General features: G+C 65.1%; 12 protein-coding genes. 9 read left to right on the top strand and 3 right to left on the bottom strand.

Annotated features, from left to right (window positions below; translation table 11 throughout):
• The first annotated feature begins 521 nt into the window (after window positions 1-521).
• From oxc to CNE_RS26280, 4 genes are all read left to right on the top strand, one after another.
• On the top strand, window positions 522-2,261 hold the full coding sequence (oxc, locus tag CNE_RS26295) for an oxalyl-CoA decarboxylase (RefSeq protein WP_013953331.1): 1,740 nt from the start codon (window positions 522-524) through the stop codon (window positions 2,259-2,261).
• A gap of 42 nt (window positions 2,262-2,303) precedes the next feature.
• Entirely contained in the window at window positions 2,304-3,554 is a 1,251-nt protein-coding gene (gene frc / locus CNE_RS26290) for a formyl-CoA transferase (RefSeq protein WP_013953330.1), read from the top strand.
• 154 nt (window positions 3,555-3,708) lie between these two features.
• Window positions 3,709-4,146 carry a PAS domain-containing protein gene (locus CNE_RS26285; protein WP_013953329.1) on the top strand — a complete coding sequence of 146 codons (438 nt, stop codon included), beginning with the start codon at window positions 3,709-3,711 and terminating at the stop codon, window positions 4,144-4,146.
• 278 nt (window positions 4,147-4,424) lie between these two features.
• Window positions 4,425-6,002 (top strand): AMP-binding protein, encoded by a 1,578-nt coding sequence (locus tag CNE_RS26280; RefSeq protein WP_013953328.1) that lies wholly within the window; start codon window positions 4,425-4,427, stop codon window positions 6,000-6,002.
• Between the two features lie 134 nt (window positions 6,003-6,136).
• Here the strand turns inward: CNE_RS26280 and CNE_RS26275 are convergent, their stop codons facing one another.
• The 3 genes from CNE_RS26275 to CNE_RS26265 form a co-directional block, all read right to left on the bottom strand.
• Window positions 6,137-6,724, bottom strand: coding sequence for a TetR/AcrR family transcriptional regulator (locus tag CNE_RS26275; protein ID WP_013953327.1), 588 nt, complete (start codon window positions 6,722-6,724; stop codon window positions 6,137-6,139).
• A gap of 163 nt (window positions 6,725-6,887) precedes the next feature.
• Window positions 6,888-7,193, bottom strand: coding sequence for an HAD family hydrolase (locus tag CNE_RS26270; protein ID WP_013953326.1), 306 nt, complete (start codon window positions 7,191-7,193; stop codon window positions 6,888-6,890).
• Window positions 7,194-7,297: 104 nt separating this feature from the next.
• Complete coding sequence (locus CNE_RS26265; RefSeq protein ID WP_013953325.1) at window positions 7,298-8,239, bottom strand: LysR family transcriptional regulator; 942 nt, start codon at window positions 8,237-8,239, stop codon at window positions 7,298-7,300.
• Window positions 8,240-8,556: 317 nt separating this feature from the next.
• Between CNE_RS26265 and CNE_RS26260 the strand changes: the two genes are divergently transcribed.
• The 5 genes from CNE_RS26260 (at window position 8,557) to fdhF (ending at window position 16,558) form a co-directional block, all read left to right on the top strand.
• A complete protein-coding gene (locus CNE_RS26260) occupies window positions 8,557-9,480 on the top strand; it encodes a LysR family transcriptional regulator (protein WP_013953324.1) in 924 nt (307 codons plus the stop codon).
• Between the two features lie 147 nt (window positions 9,481-9,627).
• Window positions 9,628-9,846, top strand: a complete 219-nt coding sequence (locus CNE_RS26255; protein ID WP_013953323.1) for a hypothetical protein — start codon at window positions 9,628-9,630, stop codon at window positions 9,844-9,846.
• A 678-nt stretch (window positions 9,847-10,524) separates the two neighbouring features.
• On the top strand, window positions 10,525-11,844 hold the full coding sequence (oxlT, locus tag CNE_RS26250; RefSeq protein ID WP_013953322.1) for an oxalate/formate MFS antiporter: 1,320 nt from the start codon (window positions 10,525-10,527) through the stop codon (window positions 11,842-11,844).
• Between the two features lie 181 nt (window positions 11,845-12,025).
• Window positions 12,026-13,735 (top strand): NADH-ubiquinone oxidoreductase-F iron-sulfur binding region domain-containing protein, encoded by a 1,710-nt coding sequence (locus tag CNE_RS26245; protein WP_013953321.1) that lies wholly within the window; start codon window positions 12,026-12,028, stop codon window positions 13,733-13,735.
• 9 nt (window positions 13,736-13,744) lie between these two features.
• Window positions 13,745-16,558, top strand: a complete 2,814-nt coding sequence (gene fdhF, locus CNE_RS26240) for a formate dehydrogenase subunit alpha (protein ID WP_013953320.1) — start codon at window positions 13,745-13,747, stop codon at window positions 16,556-16,558.
• Window positions 16,559-16,594 lie beyond the last annotated feature (36 nt).

Raw genomic sequence — 16,594 nt, 5'->3', positions numbered from 1 at the left:
TCATTTCTATTAATGGACGCGCTGGTGTTCGCGGAGGACGCCAGTGCGTGGCAATGTGTTCCAGAGGGCCGGAAAGTCGCTGGAATTTTGGTATGTAATATATCTGTATGCGTAATCCAGCTGAGATCGCAGGCTTCGACATGGCCCGGAAATCTGTGCCGATTGCGCATGAATAGCGTCCTTTCAGGAATTGCGCTGACTTAGCCGTAGTTACCTGCAAGATTGCTGCACTGCACCGACGAAACTTGAAGAACTAGTGGAAATTCCTCTTGCGTCGTTCTGATATATCACATACCGTATGTCATCAAGAGCAGAGGAAACGATCGGGCGCCGCAAGGCAAACGTGTAGCAACAGTGAAGGGCGAGAAGGCGAGAGAGCCCCCGCCCCGAAAAGAATTCAACGAGGAGACCAAGACATGTCCGAAGTCGTCGCAGCCAAGCGGGTCGGGAGCACCACCGCGGAAGACACCCTGAAATAAGAGAACTCCAACCCCAGTCAATTTGCATAGAAGGAAGCAACCATGGCAGAAGTCGGAAACGAGTTGCAGCGTCACGCCGCGGAAGAACATCAGGCACAAACCGATGGTTTTCATCTGGTTATCGACGCGCTGAAGCTGAATGGCATCGAAAACATCTACGGCCTGCCGGGCATTCCGGTCACCGATCTGGCTCGTCTGGCGCAGGCCAACGGCATGCGCGTCATCAGCTTCCGTCACGAGCAGAACGCAGGCAACGCAGCAGCGATTGCGGGCTTTCTCACGCAAAAGCCGGGCGTCTGCCTGACCGTGTCTGCGCCTGGCTTCCTGAACGGGCTGACGGCGCTGGCGCATGCGACCACCAACTGCTTCCCGATGATCCTGATCAGCGGCTCGAGCGAGCGCGAGATCGTCGATTTGCAGCAGGGTGACTACGAAGAGATGGACCAGCTGGCCATCGCCCGTCCGCACGCCAAGGCTGCCTTCCGCGTGCTGCACGCTGAAGACATTGGTGTCGGGATCGCGCGTGCCATTCGTGCCGCCGTGTCGGGCCGTCCGGGCGGTGTGTACCTGGACCTGCCGGCCAAGCTGCTGGGCCAGTCGATGGAAGCCGAGAAGGGCCGCAAGTCGCTGATCAAGGTGGTGGATCCGGCCCCGCGCCAACTGCCTGCACCGGACTCGGTCGACCGTGCCGTCGCGCTGCTGAAGAGCGCCAAGCGCCCGCTGATCCTGCTGGGCAAGGGTGCCGCGTACGCACGCGCCGAAGCGGATATCCGCACGCTGGTCGAGAAGACGGGCATTCCGTACCTGCCGATGTCGATGGCCAAGGGCCTGCTGCCCGATACGCACCCGCAATCGGCCTCGGCCGCACGCTCGTATGTGCTGGCTGAAGCTGACGTGGTGTTGCTGGTCGGCGCCCGCCTGAATTGGCTGCTGTCGCACGGCAAGGGCAAGACCTGGGGCAAGCCGAAGCAGTTCATCCAGATCGACATCGCGGCGACCGAGATGGACAGCAACGTCGCCATCGCCGCGCCGGTAGTGGGTGACATTGGTTCGTGCGTGTCGGCGATCCTCGATAAGGTCGGCGATGACTTTGCCAAGCCGGGTGCCGAGTGGCTGAACGCGGTGGCCGACCGCAGGGACACGAACCTGGCGAAGATGGCCGAGACCCTGGCCAAGTCCAAGGATGTCTCGCCGATGAACTTCCACGGCGCGCTGGGCGTGCTGAAGGATGTCGTCAAGGCCAATCCGGGCATCTCGTTTGTCAACGAAGGCGCCAACACGCTGGACTACGCCCGTGCGGTGATCGACATGTACGAGCCGCGCAAGCGCCTGGACGTGGGCACCTGGGGCGTGATGGGCGTGGGCATGGGCTACGCGGTCGCCGCGGCGGTCGAGACCAACAAGCCGGTGCTGGCGCTGTGCGGTGACAGTGCGTTCGGTTTCTCTGGCATGGAAGTCGAGACGATCTGCCGTTACAACCTGCCGGTCTGCATCGTCATTTTCAACAACAACGGCGTCTACAAGGGCATCGACGTGAATCCGACCGGCGGCAAGGATCCGGCGGTCACGACATTCGTCCCGGGCGCCCGCTACGACAAGATGATGGAAGCGTTCGGTGGCGTCGGTCACAACGTCACCACGCCGGCGGAACTCGAAGCTGCGGTGAACGAAGCCCTGCGCTCGGGCAAGCCCACGCTGGTCAACGCTGTCATCGATCCGGCTGCTGGCACCGAAAGCGGTCGTCTGACCAATCTGAATCCGCAAAGCTCGGCCAAGAAGTAATTCACCCGAATTTCACCCCTCTGATCCAATAGGAGAACGAAAGTGAACCTCCCGCTCAACGGCATCAAGATCATCGACTTCACGCACGTCCAGGCCGGGCCCGCCTGCACGCAGCTTCTCGCTTGGTTCGGCGCCGACGTGATCAAGGTCGAGCGCCCCGGTTCCGGCGATGTCACGCGCACCCAGCTGCGCGACATCCCGGATGTCGATGCGCTGTACTTCACCATGCTCAACTCCAACAAGCGCAGCCTGACGCTGGATACCAAGAAGCCGGAAGGCAAGAAGATCCTGGAGCAGCTGATCCGCGAATCGGACGTGCTGGTCGAGAACTTCGGCCCGGGCGCGCTGGACCGCATGGGCTTCTCGTGGGAGCGCATCAACGAACTGAACCCCAAGATGATCGTGGCTTCGGTCAAGGGCTTCAGCGACGGCCACCACTATGAAGACCTGAAGGTCTATGAGAACGTGGCCCAGTGCGCCGGCGGCGCGGCTTCGACCACTGGTTTTTGGGACGGCCCGCCGACGGTATCCGCCGCGGCGCTGGGCGATTCCAACACCGGCATGCACCTGGCCATCGGCATCCTGACCGCGCTGATCGGCCGCGACAAGACCGGCAAGGGCCAGAAGGTGGCGGTGTCGATGCAGGATGCGGTGCTGAACCTGTGCCGCGTCAAGCTGCGCGACCAGCAGCGCCTGGACCGCCTGGGCTACCTGGAAGAGTACCCGCAGTATCCGCATGGCAGCTTCAGCGACGTGGTGCCGCGCGGCGGCAACGCGGGCGGCGGCGGCCAGCCGGGCTGGGTGCTGAAGTGCAAGGGCTGGGAGACCGACCCCAACGCCTATATCTACTTCACCATCCAGGGCCATGCCTGGGAGCCGATCTGCAAGGCGCTGGGCAAGCCGGAATGGATTTCAGATCCCAACTACGCCACCGCCAAGGCACGCCAGCCGCATATCTTCGATATCTTCAACACCATCGAGGAATGGCTGGCCGACAAGACCAAGTACGAGGCCGTGGACATCCTGCGCAAGTTCGACATCCCGTGCTCGCCGGTGCTGTCGATGAAGGAAATCGCCGATGATCCGTCGCTGCGCGCCAGCGGCAGCATCACCGAGGTGCCGCACAAGGAGCGCGGCACCTACCTGACGGTGGGCAGCCCGATCAAGTTCTCCGACATGAAGCCGGAAATCACCGGGTCGCCGCTGCTGGGCGAGCATAGCGATGAAGTGCTGGCCGGCCTGGGCTACGGTGCGGACGACATCAAGCGCCTGCGCGAGTCCCAGGTGATCTGACGCTGCCCGCCGGCACTTGTGCCGGAGCGTACGCCGGGGTCTCGCGCATAGCGGGCCCCGGCGTTTTTGCTTGCAGCTTGGCCATGAGGCACGCTACCTTGATGGCCATGACAGGCCGGCGCCGACCGGCCCTGGTAATAACGAGGGAATCCCCATGACAGACCAGATCGACTACGCGCAACTGGTGTCCGCCATCGGCGACGCCATCATCATCTCCGATGCCAAGGGCGCCATCACGCTATGGAACCCCGCCGCCGAGCGCATGTTCGGCTTTACCCAGGCCGAGGCCATGGGCCAGTCGCTCGACCTGATCATCCCTGAGCGCCTGCGTGGGCGGCACTGGGAGGGCTATGACAAGACCATGGCGACGGGCATCACACGCTACGGCCACGACCTGCTCAAGGTGCCCGCGGTCGACAAGGACGGCAAGTCCATGTCAATCGCCTTCACCGTGGCGCTGCTCAAGGATGACGCGGGCGCCATCACCGGCATCGTCGCCGTGATCCGCGACGAGACCGTGCGCTTCCAGGAGGAGCGGGCGCTGAAGAAGCGGCTGGTGGAACTGGAAAACCAGGTCAAGGAACAGGCCTGAGGCGCGTGCCTTCCCCGTGATCCCGGGCCAGCCGCTCAGCGCGGCGGCCCGGTGGCCAGGCCCTGTCCTGGCCGTTTCCTGTTAGCGCGGCGGCCTGGCCAGGACGGCCGCGCAGGTCTCGTTTGTCCCCCGAGTTTTCCCGAATAGGTGGCCGGCGTGCGCTTCCAGCGCCGCTTTGGCGTGGCCGATTCTGGTTTTTACGGTACCAGATTTGTTGACTGAGTACCGAATGCCTCCTACATTGGGAGTCCTGACAAAAACAGATCCGAGGAGACAACATGACCCGTCAAGCTTCGGCCGCTGCGATGGTCCACGGCGGCGCAACGGTGGGCCAGCTTTATGCGGCCGCGCTGCGCGCCCGGCCCGGCGTGCCCGCCATCGTCGGCGACGACACCACGCTGAGCTATGAGGCGCTCGCGCAGCAGTGCGCGCGCGTCGCGCGGCTGTTTGCCGCCCGCGGGCTGGCGCGCCAGGATGCCGTGGCCTTCCTGGTGGGCAACCGCGCCGAAGCGGTCGCCGCCATCATCGCCGCGCAGCTGGCCGGGCTGAAGAACGTGTCGCTGCATCCGATGGCATCGGAAGCGGATCACGCCTTCGTGCTGCAGGATGCCGGGGTGCGGGCGCTGGTGGTGGACAACGCCCGCTTCACCGAGCGGGCGCGCGTGCTGGCGGCCGGCGCCGGCCTGCAGGTCCTGCCGCTGGACGATGGCGAGTTCGGGCCTGGCCTGGCCAGTGCGGCGGCTGCGTTCGATGGCTCGCCCGTGGTCCCAGGCGACGACCCCACGGAAATCAGCCGGCTGGCCTATACCGGCGGCACCACCGGCCGTTCCAAGGGCATCCTGCATACGCACCGGACCACGGTAACGGTGCTGCAGTACATGCTGGCCAGCTACGAATGGCCGGAGCAGATCCGCTACCTGGTGACCACGCCGATCTCGCACGCGTCCGGCAGCCTGTTCCTGCCGACGCTGCTGCGTGGCGGCACCATTTACCTGTGCGACAAGTTCAGTCCCGCCGATTTCCTGCGCCGCGTGGCCGAACAACGGATCAACCTGACCTTCCTGGTTCCCACGCAGATCTATGGCCTGCTCGATTGCGACGGGCTGGACGCGGCCGACCTGTCCAGCCTGGAACTGGTGCTCTACGGCGCGGCGCCGATCGCGCCGGTGCGCCTCGCTGACGCGCTGCGCCGCATCGGCCCGGTGTTTGGGCAGGTGTACGGCCAGGCGGAAGTGCCGATGTGCATCAGCTACCTGAGCCAGCGCGACCACGATCCGGACAACCCCGAGCGCCTGCGCTCGTGCGGCAAGGTGATCCCGGGCAACCAGGTCAAGCTGCTCGACCCCGACCTGCGTGAAGTCGCGCCGGGCGAGGTGGGCGAGCTGTGCGTGCGCGGTCCGCTGGTGATGGAGGGCTACCTGAACCGGCCCGCGGAAGACGCCAAGGTCTTTGCCGGCGACTGGCTGCATACCGGCGACATGGCCCGTTGCGACAGCGAGGGATTCCTGTACATCGTCGACCGCGCCAAGGACATGATCATCAGCGGCGGCTTCAACGTGTACCCGAGCGAGGTGGAGCATTGCCTGGCGCTGCACCCGGCCATCGCCATGTCCGCGGTGATCGGCATCCCCGACCCCAAGTGGGGCGAAGCGGTCATCGCCGTGGTGGTGACGCGGCCCGGTGGCACGCTCACCGAGGCCGACGTGATCGGCCACGTAACGCAGTACAAGGGCGTGGTCAACGCGCCCAAGCAGGTCGTGTTCGTGGATGAGTTGCCGCTGACCGCGCTGGGCAAGATCGACCGCAAGGCCATCCGCGGCTGCTACTGGGGCGGCCAGGAGCGGCAGGTGGCCTGAGTGCGCTCACCGCATGCCGCACGGTCCCGCAAGCGGGCCGGCGGCCTGCCCGGACCAACAATCATGGAGGAGGCCACCATGGCAATCCGCTTGCGTTTCAACGCAATCCGGCCGACCCGCGCGCCGGCGCGCGGCTAAGAGGTGCCGGCGCCGGCTTCGGGCCGGCACAGCAGGCCGTTTAGGATGATCTCGTAGAACTCGCTGAAGGCATCGCCCATCTTCAGGCCGGTTTCCTTCAGGAACTGCTGGTTGCGCAGCCGGTACGCGGCGCCCAGGATCGCTTCGGAAACCAGCCGCGGATTGTGCTGCGCCATCAGCCCTTGCCGCATGCCTGCGTCCAACAGGCTTTCCAGCCCGCGCACGCGCGCCAGTTGGTAGTCGTCGAATACCGCCCGGCCGCTGTCGATCGCATCTAGGTCCGCAAGCGCCGCCTTGCTCAGTCCCGATGTGTGGAGCGCGGCATGCAGGTAGGCGGACACTGCCCGCGCCGCATCGCTTTCGCGGTGCGCCGCGGCAAAGCCCCTTTCCAGGTTGTCAGCAAGCACGTCGCGGCAGATGCCGACGAACAGCGCTTCCTTGGTCGGCGCGATTTCGTACAGGCGCCGCCGCGAGCAGCGCATGCGTTGGGCAATCTCGCCGATGGTCAGCGACGACACGCCTTCGGTGCTCAGCAGCCGGGTCAGTTCGTGGGCAAATTCTTCGTCGGTGCGTCGGGTCGGCATGAAACGGGTGGCAAGCCGGGCAAGCGCCGGGCGCGTGAGTGTTGATGCCGAATCTTACGACGACTGCGCGGTGCGCAGGCATGGTGACCTCGCCTGAGGGACATGCGGGCCAGGCAAAAAAGCGAGGCCGCTCGCGCGCCTCGCCGTGAACTGACCGGCCCCCTCAGTTGAGATGACCGACCGCGCGCAGGTATTCGTTCTTCTTCTCGAAGATCAGCGCGCTCAGAAAGGCGGCGTCATAGGCGGCCAGCAGGTGCGCGTGGTGTTCTTCGATATAGCGGGCCACGCGCGCCTTCTCGCATTCGATGCCGCACAGCCATTCATACATCTCGGCGTCCCAGCGGAAGCGCAGGCCCAACTCGATAAACGCGGCGTTGTAGGCGGCGAGCTGGGTGTCGCGCGGAATGGGTTGGTTATCGGTGCCGACCGTGACGGCAGCTTGGCGGCTTTCCTGTTGGACCTGGTTCATGCTCGTCTCCTGAAATGCGCGGTAGCGGTTGGGTTGAGACAAGCATAGGGACCCGGAATGATTTACGATAATTAAAGTTTCATAGCAAAACCATAATCAATCGTTTATGCATTCTGGCTGATCAAACCTTCCACGCCGGTGATGCGCTGGATCAGTGCCGCGCCGTCTTCCATCAGGAACTGCTTGAAAGCGAGCGCTACCGGCGGCAGCCGCTTGTTCTTGCGGTGCACCACGTACCAGTTGAGCATGACCGGGAAGCCCTCGATGTCCAGCACCGCGAGCTTGCCGGCCTGCAGCTCCAGCCCCACCGTATGCGCCGACAGGAAGGCGATGCCCATGTTGGCGATCACCGCCTGCTTGATGGTTTCCGTGCTTTTGATCTCCATCGCAATGCGCATATTGGACAGCTTTCCAGCAAAGCCTTCCTGCATCGAATTCCAGGTATCCGAGCCTTTCTCGCGTGAAACGAAGGCTTCGTCAGTCAGCGCCGCCAGCGGGATATTGCGCTGGCCCACCAGCGGGTGGGTGGGCGCAGCCACGATGACATAGGGGTGCGGGGCGAAGACCTCGTTGATGGTGTCCATGCCTTCGGGCGGACGCACCATCACCGCCAGGTCGGTCAGGTTGCCGGCCAGCTGGTGCAGCAATTCCTCGCGGTTATGCACGGCAAGGTTCAGCGTCACGCCTTCATGGCGGTTCATGAACTCGGCCAGCAGGCGCGGAAAGAAATAGTCGCCGGCGCTGATCACCGCCACGTTGAGCCGGCCGCCGGAGATGCCCTTGAGCTGGGACATGGCGTCTTCGGCCTCGCGGAACTGCTGGATGATGCTGCGGCTGTAATGCAGCATCTCATGGCCAGCCGGGGTCAGGTAGATCTTCTTGCCCAACTGCTCGAACAGGGGCAGCCCCACATGGTGCTCCAGCTGCCGCACCTGGGTCGATACCGCGGGCTGGGTCAGGTGCAGTTCCTCGGCAGCGCGTGAAAAGCTCATATGGCGGGCAACGGTCTCAAAGACCTTCAGTTGCCGCAGCGTGGCGTTCCTCATCCTCGTCCCGTGCGATATATAAGCGATTGACTATATAAACGATAAAAAACTTTATGCAGTGCTGATCTTAGATTCAAGTAGCATCAATCGTCGGATTGGCATGCCCCCCGAATCCGGCCCTCCGGCTTGCGCCAGGAGTCCGCCAATGGCCACAAGCATGGCCGATAACAACGATGGCTGCCTACAGCCACGACAAAAAAACACAAGGAGACTACCGTGACCGGACTGAACGCAATGGTGCGTGCAACGCGACACCCCGCCATGCCTGAAGACAGGCTCCGTCTCAGCCACGCCGGTGCTGGGCAGGGGGGCAGGTCATGAATATCTCGCTCCCCCAACTGAAGGCCTTCGCCGCGGTAGCGCGGCACAAGAGCTTTACGCGTGCCTCGGTTGAACTGGGCCTGACGCAATCCGCGGTCAGCCGCAGCGTGCGTGAGCTGGAAGATGAGATCGACCAGCGCCTGTTCGACCGTACCACGCGCCAGGTGGAACTGACTGATGCCGGCCAGCACCTGTCGCAGCGCATCTGCCACCTGATCGAAGAGGTGGAGCAGACCTTGCGCGACAGCCAGAGCGCCAGCCGTCCGTGCCAGGGCCTGGTGCAGATCGCCTCGGATCCGGTGCTCAGCTCGATGTCGGTGCCGACGTGGCTGGCCGGCTGCCGGCAAGCGTGGCCGGCGATTGCCATTCACCTGAAGGACCGCTCGCAGGAGTCGGTGCTGCAAAGCGTGCGCAGCGGCGAGGTGGACTTCGGCATTGCCACCGATCCGCAGCCAAGCGATGACCTCTATTGTGAACCGCTGTGCGTCGATGCCTACCATGCCGTCCTGCCCGCCCAGCATCCGCTGGCCATGCGCGAAGCGGTAGGGTGGGGCGACCTGAGCGATGCCCGCGTGCTGGCCCTGGACCAGCAGTGCGGCATGCAGCCCGCGGTGGAGAAGGCGCTCAGCAGCTATCACGTGCGTGCGGGCTCGCTGCAGTTGCTTGGGCACTTTGCGGCGGTGTTCGGCATGGTGGCGCTGGGCCTCGGGATCGGCGTGGTGCCGTCGCGTGCCCAGGTTGGCGGCATGAATCCGGCGGCAGTGATGCGGCCGCTGCGTCCGCAGGTGACTTCCACGGTGATGCTGGTTCGGCGCAAGAGCCGTTCGCTCAAGCCCAATGCCGCGGCAATCTGGGATGCCTTGCGTGGCCAGGAGTATCAGGAGCCACCGGTGGCGCGTCGTGAAACGACCACGGTGTGAGGCCATCGGCTCTTCTGGGGGCATTGGGGCGGCTTTCGTTGTATTAGTGCAAAACTTCTACTGATATATCACATACAGGATATTTACACATAGTGCAGCGCAGCATATAATGAAAACTCCTGACCACAACGCTATTGGAGTTTTCAAATGGAAGTCGCTCTTCTCTTCGCTCTTGGCCTGGGCCTGATTGCTGCCGGTGTCGGCGTGACCACGCTGCTGGCCACGCGCCTGCCGATGGACGTGCTGGTGACCGCGCAGGAGCATGGTCGCTTCGCCGGCCTGGGCTCGAACCAGGAAAGCGATGGCGTGGGCCGTGCCAGCCCGTCGCGCATCGTGCCCGCTGCCGGTGAACTGGCTTACGCGTAATGCGCGCAGGGGCCATGCGCCTTTCGCGCTGAACAGCGCATCTGGCAAGGGTTGTAGCGGCCGGCATCCCTTGTGGCAGTACCTCGGTTGATTCCTGACCTGCGGCATTCGCCGCGAGCCAGGGCAGGGTTCCGCGCGAACCTGCGGCCGCCACCACCTTCCTCCCGATCGCTACTAGCGATCGCCCCGCGCAACCCTTGCTTGCGCCGCCTTTCCCAATCCGGCAGCTCCCTGCCGTGCCTGCAGCGCCTCCTCAGGCATCGTTCCCAAGGCCATACATGCGGTGCAATACATTAATGTATGCATCTAGGGACTTTCCCCAACTCATCGTTTTCCCGGTTTTTCCCACGCGCGATCCCCGGCATTCTTGCGGGTGCCAGCAGTCGGCGGATTGATGCGCCGATGCATGGCAACTGCTTGATTTCCAACGACTCCGGATGCTGTCGGACCGGCCATTGATGCAGTGTGCGCACCAGTCGCACTGCAGCAACGGCCAGCCAGGTGTCGCTCGCCGCGGTCTCATGCTGCAGGGCCGCGACGAATACGCTTGACTTACCTGATATATCACATACCGTATAGCACTAGAACGGCTCAGCTGTTCTTTGACTGAGAGTCACGCAGAGGCGTCTACAGGCGCCCATCTTCCACCTTGGCGGCAAGCCGCTATAAGGAGACATCATGGAATTGCAGCAGAGGGAGTCCACGTCGCGCTTTGCGTCGCCGTGGGTGCAACTGGTATTCGGCGTGATCTGCATGGCGATGATCGCCAACATGCAATACGGCTGGACGCTGTTCGTCAACCCGATCGACGACAAGTACCACTGGGGCCGCACCGCGATCCAGGTGGCCTTCACCATCTTCGTCGTGACGGAAACCTGGCTGGTGCCGATTGAAGGCTACCTGGTCGACAAGTACGGCCCGCGCCCGGTGGTGGTGGGCGGTGGCCTGCTGTGCGCGATTGCGTGGGCCCTGAACTCGGTGGCGTCCTCGCTGCCCATGCTTTACTTCGCGGCGGCGATCGGCGGCCTTGGCGCGGGCGCGGTGTATGGCACCTGCGTGGGCAACGCGCTGAAATGGTTTCCCAATCGCCGGGGCCTGGCAGCGGGGATTACCGCAGCCGGTTTCGGTGCGGGCTCCGCGCTGACCGTGGTGCCCATTGCCAACATGATCAAGACTTCGGGCTATGAGGCCGCGTTCCTGTGGTTCGGTCTTGGCCAGGGCCTGATCGTGTTCATCCTGGGCATGGCCTTGTACCCGCCGTCGGCCAAGATCCTGAGCGAGGTCAAGTCCACGCTGAAGGCTGCCGCAACCTACAATGCTTCGCCGCGCGAGGTGCTGAAGTCGCCGATCTTCTGGGTCATGTACGCGATGTTCGTGATGATGGCCGCCGGCGGCCTCATGGCCACCGCCCAGCTCGGCCCGATCGCCAAGGACTTCGGCCTGCACGACGCCCCGATCTCGATCCTCGGCCTGACCTTGCCGGCGCTGACCTTCGCACTGACCATCGACCGCGTGCTCAATGGCCTGACGCGCCCGTTCTTCGGCTGGATCTCCGATCATATCGGCCGTGAACGCACAATGTTCTTTGCCTTCGGGGTCGAGGCCATCGGCATCCTGCTGCTGTCCAAGTACGGCCACCATCCGGTTGCCTTCGTGGTGCTGACAGGCGTGGTGTTCTTTGCTTGGGGTGAGATCTACAGCCTGTTCCCTGCCACCTGCGGCGACACCTTCGGGCCGAAGTTTGCCGCCACCAACGCGGGCCTGCTGTACACCGCCAAGGGCACGGCCGCGCTGCTGGTGCCGTTCTCCAGCGTGATCACCACTGTCACGGGCAGCTGGCATGCGGTCTTCATGGTGGCCTCCGCCATGGCGGCATTGACCGCGGTAATGGCGCTGTTCGTGCTCAAGCCGATGCGCGAGGCGCATGCCCGTAAATATGTGCATGCCAATGCCTCGGCACCGATGGGCTACCGTACCGTGCCGGAAGACCTGACCTGATAAAGAAAGCAGTACGGCGCCCCCCGGCGCCGGCAGGACCCGGACGTGGCGGCTGCGATGCCTGCACAGACGCCGCGCCCGGTAGCACAATACGACAACTACAAAGCGCGACAGGAGGGCGGCCCGCCGGGCGCCTTCCTGATTGCACATCGGAACCCCACAAACAGAATCCAGGCACGCCATGAACCAGGTTGTCATTCCACTCGAGGCGACGGGGCTCGGCCGGCAGCGCAAGCGCCGCCAGCCCAAGGGCAGGCAGGTAGACGCGGCCGCGCTGGCCGAAGTGCGCGTGGCGCTGGGCGACATGCCCCGCCGGCGCGACCTGCTGATCGAACACCTGCACTGCATCAACGACCGCTACGGCCAGTTGGCGATGCCGCACCTGGTGGCGCTGGCCAGCGAACTGCGGCTGTCGATGACCGAGGTCTATGAAGTCGCCACCTTCTACCACCACTTCGACGTGGTGCGCGAGGACGCCGACGGCCAGATCGCGCCGTCGCCGGCGCTGACCGTGCGCGTATGCGAAGGCATTGCCTGCGAGCTGGCGGGCGCGCAGGCGCTGATCGACAAGCTGCCCGCGGTGCTCGGCACTGAAGTGCGCGTGGTGGCCGCGCCCTGCATCGGCCGCTGCGAAAAGGCGCCCGCGGCGCTGGTCGGGCAGAATCCGGTCGATGCTGCCACGGCCGAGGCCATCGACGCCGCCGTGCAGGCAAAGGCCGTGCGCCATGCGCCCGAGCCTTATATCGGCTACGACGCTTACCAGAAGGACGGCGGCTATACCTTGCTGAAGTTCCTCGCCAGCGGCGACCTGGAACCGGCCGCCGTGCTGTGCACGATGGAGGACTCCGGCCTGCGCGGGCTGGGCGGCGCGGGCTTCCCGACCGGGCGCAAGTGGCGCATCGTGCAGAACGAGCCCGCGCCCCGGCTGATGGCCGTCAACATCGACGAGGGCGAGCCCGGCACCTTCAAGGACCGCGTCTACCTGGAGCGCGATCCGCACCGGTTTCTGGAGGGCATGCTGATCGCGGCGACGGTGGTCAACGTGTCAGCGATCTATATCTACCTGCGCGACGAATACGCTGGCTGCCGCGCGCTGCTGGCCGAAGAACTGCGGCGGCTGCAGCAAGACCCGCCAATCCCCGGCTTGCCGACGATCGAACTGCGCCGCGGCGCGGGCGCCTATATCTGCGGCGAAGAGTCGGCCATGATCGAGTCGATCGAAGGCAAGCGCGGCATGCCGCGGCTGCGCCCGCCCTATGTGGCGGAGGTGGGCCTGTTCGGCCGGCCCACGCTGGAGCACAACTTCGAGACCCTGTACTGGGTGCGCGACATCATCGAGAAGGGCGCCGAGTGGTTTGCCTCGCAGGGGCGCAACGGCCGCAAGGGGCTGCGTTCGTTCTCGGTCTCCGGCCGGGTGAAACGGCCCGGCGTGCATCTGGCGCCGGCGGGTATCACGGTGCGCGAACTGATCGACGAATACTGCGGCGGCATGCTTGACGGCCATGCGTTCTACGGTTACCTGCCGGGTGGCGCCTCTGGCGGCATCCTGCCAGCATCGATGGGCAATATCCCGCTGGACTTCGACACGCTGCAGCCCTACGGCTGCTTTATCGGCTCGGCCGCGGTGGTGATCCTGTCCGACCAGGACAGCGCCACGCAGGCAGCGCGCAACCTGATGCACTTCTTCAAGCACGAGTCCTGCGGGCAATGCACACCGTGCCGCACCGGCACCGCCAAGGCGCTCGACCTGATCCGCCAGCCCAAGTGGGACCTGTCGGCGCTGGATGACCTGTCCGCGGTGATGCGCGATGCATCGATCTGCGGGCTGGGGCAAGCCGCGCCCAATCCGGTCGACTGCGTCATCAAGTACTTCCCGCACGAACTGGCCTGAGAGACTGACATGAATGCACTGACCCGCGCCGAACGCGCGCTTGTCGAATCCGCCGAGCCAGCCGTCACCTTCATGCTCAACGGCCGCGAAGTGAGCGCGCAACCCGGCGAAAGCCTGCTCAAGGTGGCCCAGCGCGAAGGCTTCGACGTCCCGCACCTGTGCTACAAGGATGGCCTCGAGCCGGCTGGCAACTGCCGCGCCTGCATGGTCGAAATCCAGGGCGAGCGCGTGCTGGCCCCGTCCTGCTGCCGTTTTCCCGCGGAAGGGATGCAGGTACAGACCGAGTCCGAGCGCGCCCTGCGTGCGCAGCGCACCGTGCTGGAACTGCTGCAGTCGGACATGCCCGAGACTGACTTCACCCGCCACAACGAACTGGACCAGTGGGCCGCGAAGCTGGAAGTCGGCAAGCCCCGCTTTGCCCCGCGCGAACGCGTGGCGGCGGATTTGTCGCACCCGGCCATCGCCGTCAACCTGGATGCGTGCATCCAGTGCACGCGCTGCCTGCGCGCCTGCCGCGACGAGCAGGTCAACGACGTGATCGGCCTGGCGCTGCGCGGCGACGAAGCCCGCATCGTGTTCGACATGGACGACCCGATGGGTGCGTCGACCTGCGTGGCCTGCGGCGAATGCGTGCAGGCCTGCCCGACCGGCGCGCTGATGCCCGCGCGCGACGCCGCGCTGGCGGTGCCGGACAAGCAGGTGGACTCGGTCTGCCCGTACTGTGGCGTGGGCTGCCAGCTGACCTACAACATCAAGGACAACCGTATCCTGTTCGTGGAAGGGCGCGATGGCCCGGCCAACCACGAGCGGCTGTGCGTGAAAGGCCGCTACGGCTTTGACTACGTGCAGCATCCGCAGCGCCTGACGGTGCCGCTGGTGCGCCGCGAAGGCGTGCCCAAGCAGGGCGATTTCGTCATGGATCCGGACCACGTCATGGACGTGTTCCGCGAGGCCACCTGGGAAGAGGCCCTGGCGCTGGCCGGCGGCAAGCTCGCGCAGATCCGCGACACCCACGGCAAGCGCGCGCTGGCAGGGTTTGGCTCGGCCAAGGGCAGCAATGAAGAGGCCTACCTGTTCCAGAAGCTGGTGCGCACCGGGTTTGGCAGCAACAACGTCGACCACTGCACGCGGCTGTGCCATGCCTCGTCGGTGGCGGCGCTGCTGGAGGGGATCGGCTCGGGCGCGGTGTCGAACCCGGTGATGGATGTCGACAAGGCCGAGGTGGTGATCGTGATCGGCGCCAACCCGACCGTGAACCACCCGGTCGCGGCCAGCTGGATCAAGAATGCGGTGAAGAACGGCACCAAGCTGATCGTGGCCGATCCGCGCCGCTCGGACCTGGCGCGCTTTGCCCATCGCTTCATGCAGTTCAAGCCCGATGCCGACGTGGCGCTGCTCAACGCGATGATGCATGTCATCGTCACCGAGGGCCTGGTGAACCAGGACTTCATCGACAGCCGCACCATCGGCTTTGACGAGCTGCAGCGCAATGTCGCGGCGTACAGCCCGGAACTGATGGCGCCAGTGTGCGGCATCGAGGCCGAGGTCATCCGCGAGGTCGCGCGTCTGTATGCCACGTCCAAGGCCTCGATGATCCTGTGGGGCATGGGCGTGTCGCAGCACGTGCACGGCACCGACAACGCGCGCTGCCTGATCGCGCTGGCGCTGATGACCGGCCAGATCGGCCGCCCCGGCACCGGCCTGCATCCGCTGCGCGGCCAGAACAACGTGCAGGGCGCGTCCGACGCCGGACTGATCCCGATGATGTACCCGGACTACCGCCGCGTGGACGATCCCGTGGCGATCGCCAGCTTCGAGGCGCTGTGGGGCATGCCGCTGGACCGCCAGCCCGGCCTGACCGTAGTCGAAGTGATGCAGGCGATCGAGCGCGGCGAGGTGCGCGGCATGTACATCATGGGTGAGAACCCGGCCATGTCCGATCCCGACGCCGAGCACGCGCGCGAGGCGCTGGCCTCGCTCGACCACCTGGTGGTGCAGGACATCTTCCTGACCGAGACCGCCTACCTGGCCGACGTGGTGCTGCCGGCCTCGGCCTTCCCGGAGAAGACCGGCACCTTCACCAACACCGACCGCACCGTTCAGCTCGGCCGCCAGGCGCTGAACCCGCCGGGGCAGGCGCGCCAGGACCTGTGGATCATCCAGCAGATGGCGGAGCAACTGGGGCTGGACTGGCACTACGACGGCGTGGCCGAGGTCTTCGATGAGATGCGCCAGGCCATGCCCAGCATCGGCGGCGTGACCTGGGAGCGGCTGGAGCGCGAACATGCTGTGACTTATCCGTGCAAGGAAGAGGGCGACCCGGGCGAACCGGTGATCTTTATCGACAGCTTCCCGACCGAGACCGGCCGTGGGCGCTTTGTGCCGGCCGATATCATCCCGGCGGCCGAGCGGCCCGATGTCGACTACCCGATGGTGCTGATCACCGGCCGCCAGCTCGAGCACTGGCACACCGGCAGCATGACGCGGCGCGCCGGCGTGCTCGATGCGATCGAGCCCGACCCCGTGGCGCTGGTGCACCCGCTGGACCTGGACGCGCTGGGCGGCAAGCCGGGCGACGTGGTCACGCTGGCATCGCGCCGCGGCGAAGTCACGCTGTACGCGCGGGCCGACGCCGGCACGCCGCGCGGGGCGGTGTTCGTGCCGTTCTGCTATTACGAGGCGGCGATCAACAAGCTGACCAATGCGGCGCTGGACCCCTTCGGCAAGATCCCGGAGTTCAAGTACTGCGCGGTGAAGATGGCTCTGGGCGGCGAGGCGCCGGAGCAGTCGAGCTACGGCGGCGGGCAGATCCTGGCGGTGTAGGGCAACGGCAAGACCTGACGGGGCCGTCTGCGCGGG

It is taken from the genome of Cupriavidus necator N-1, assembly GCF_000219215.1.
In the GTDB taxonomy this organism is placed as follows: domain Bacteria; phylum Pseudomonadota; class Gammaproteobacteria; order Burkholderiales; family Burkholderiaceae; genus Cupriavidus; species Cupriavidus necator.
This window is presented reverse-complemented; position numbering and strand designations above follow the sequence as displayed.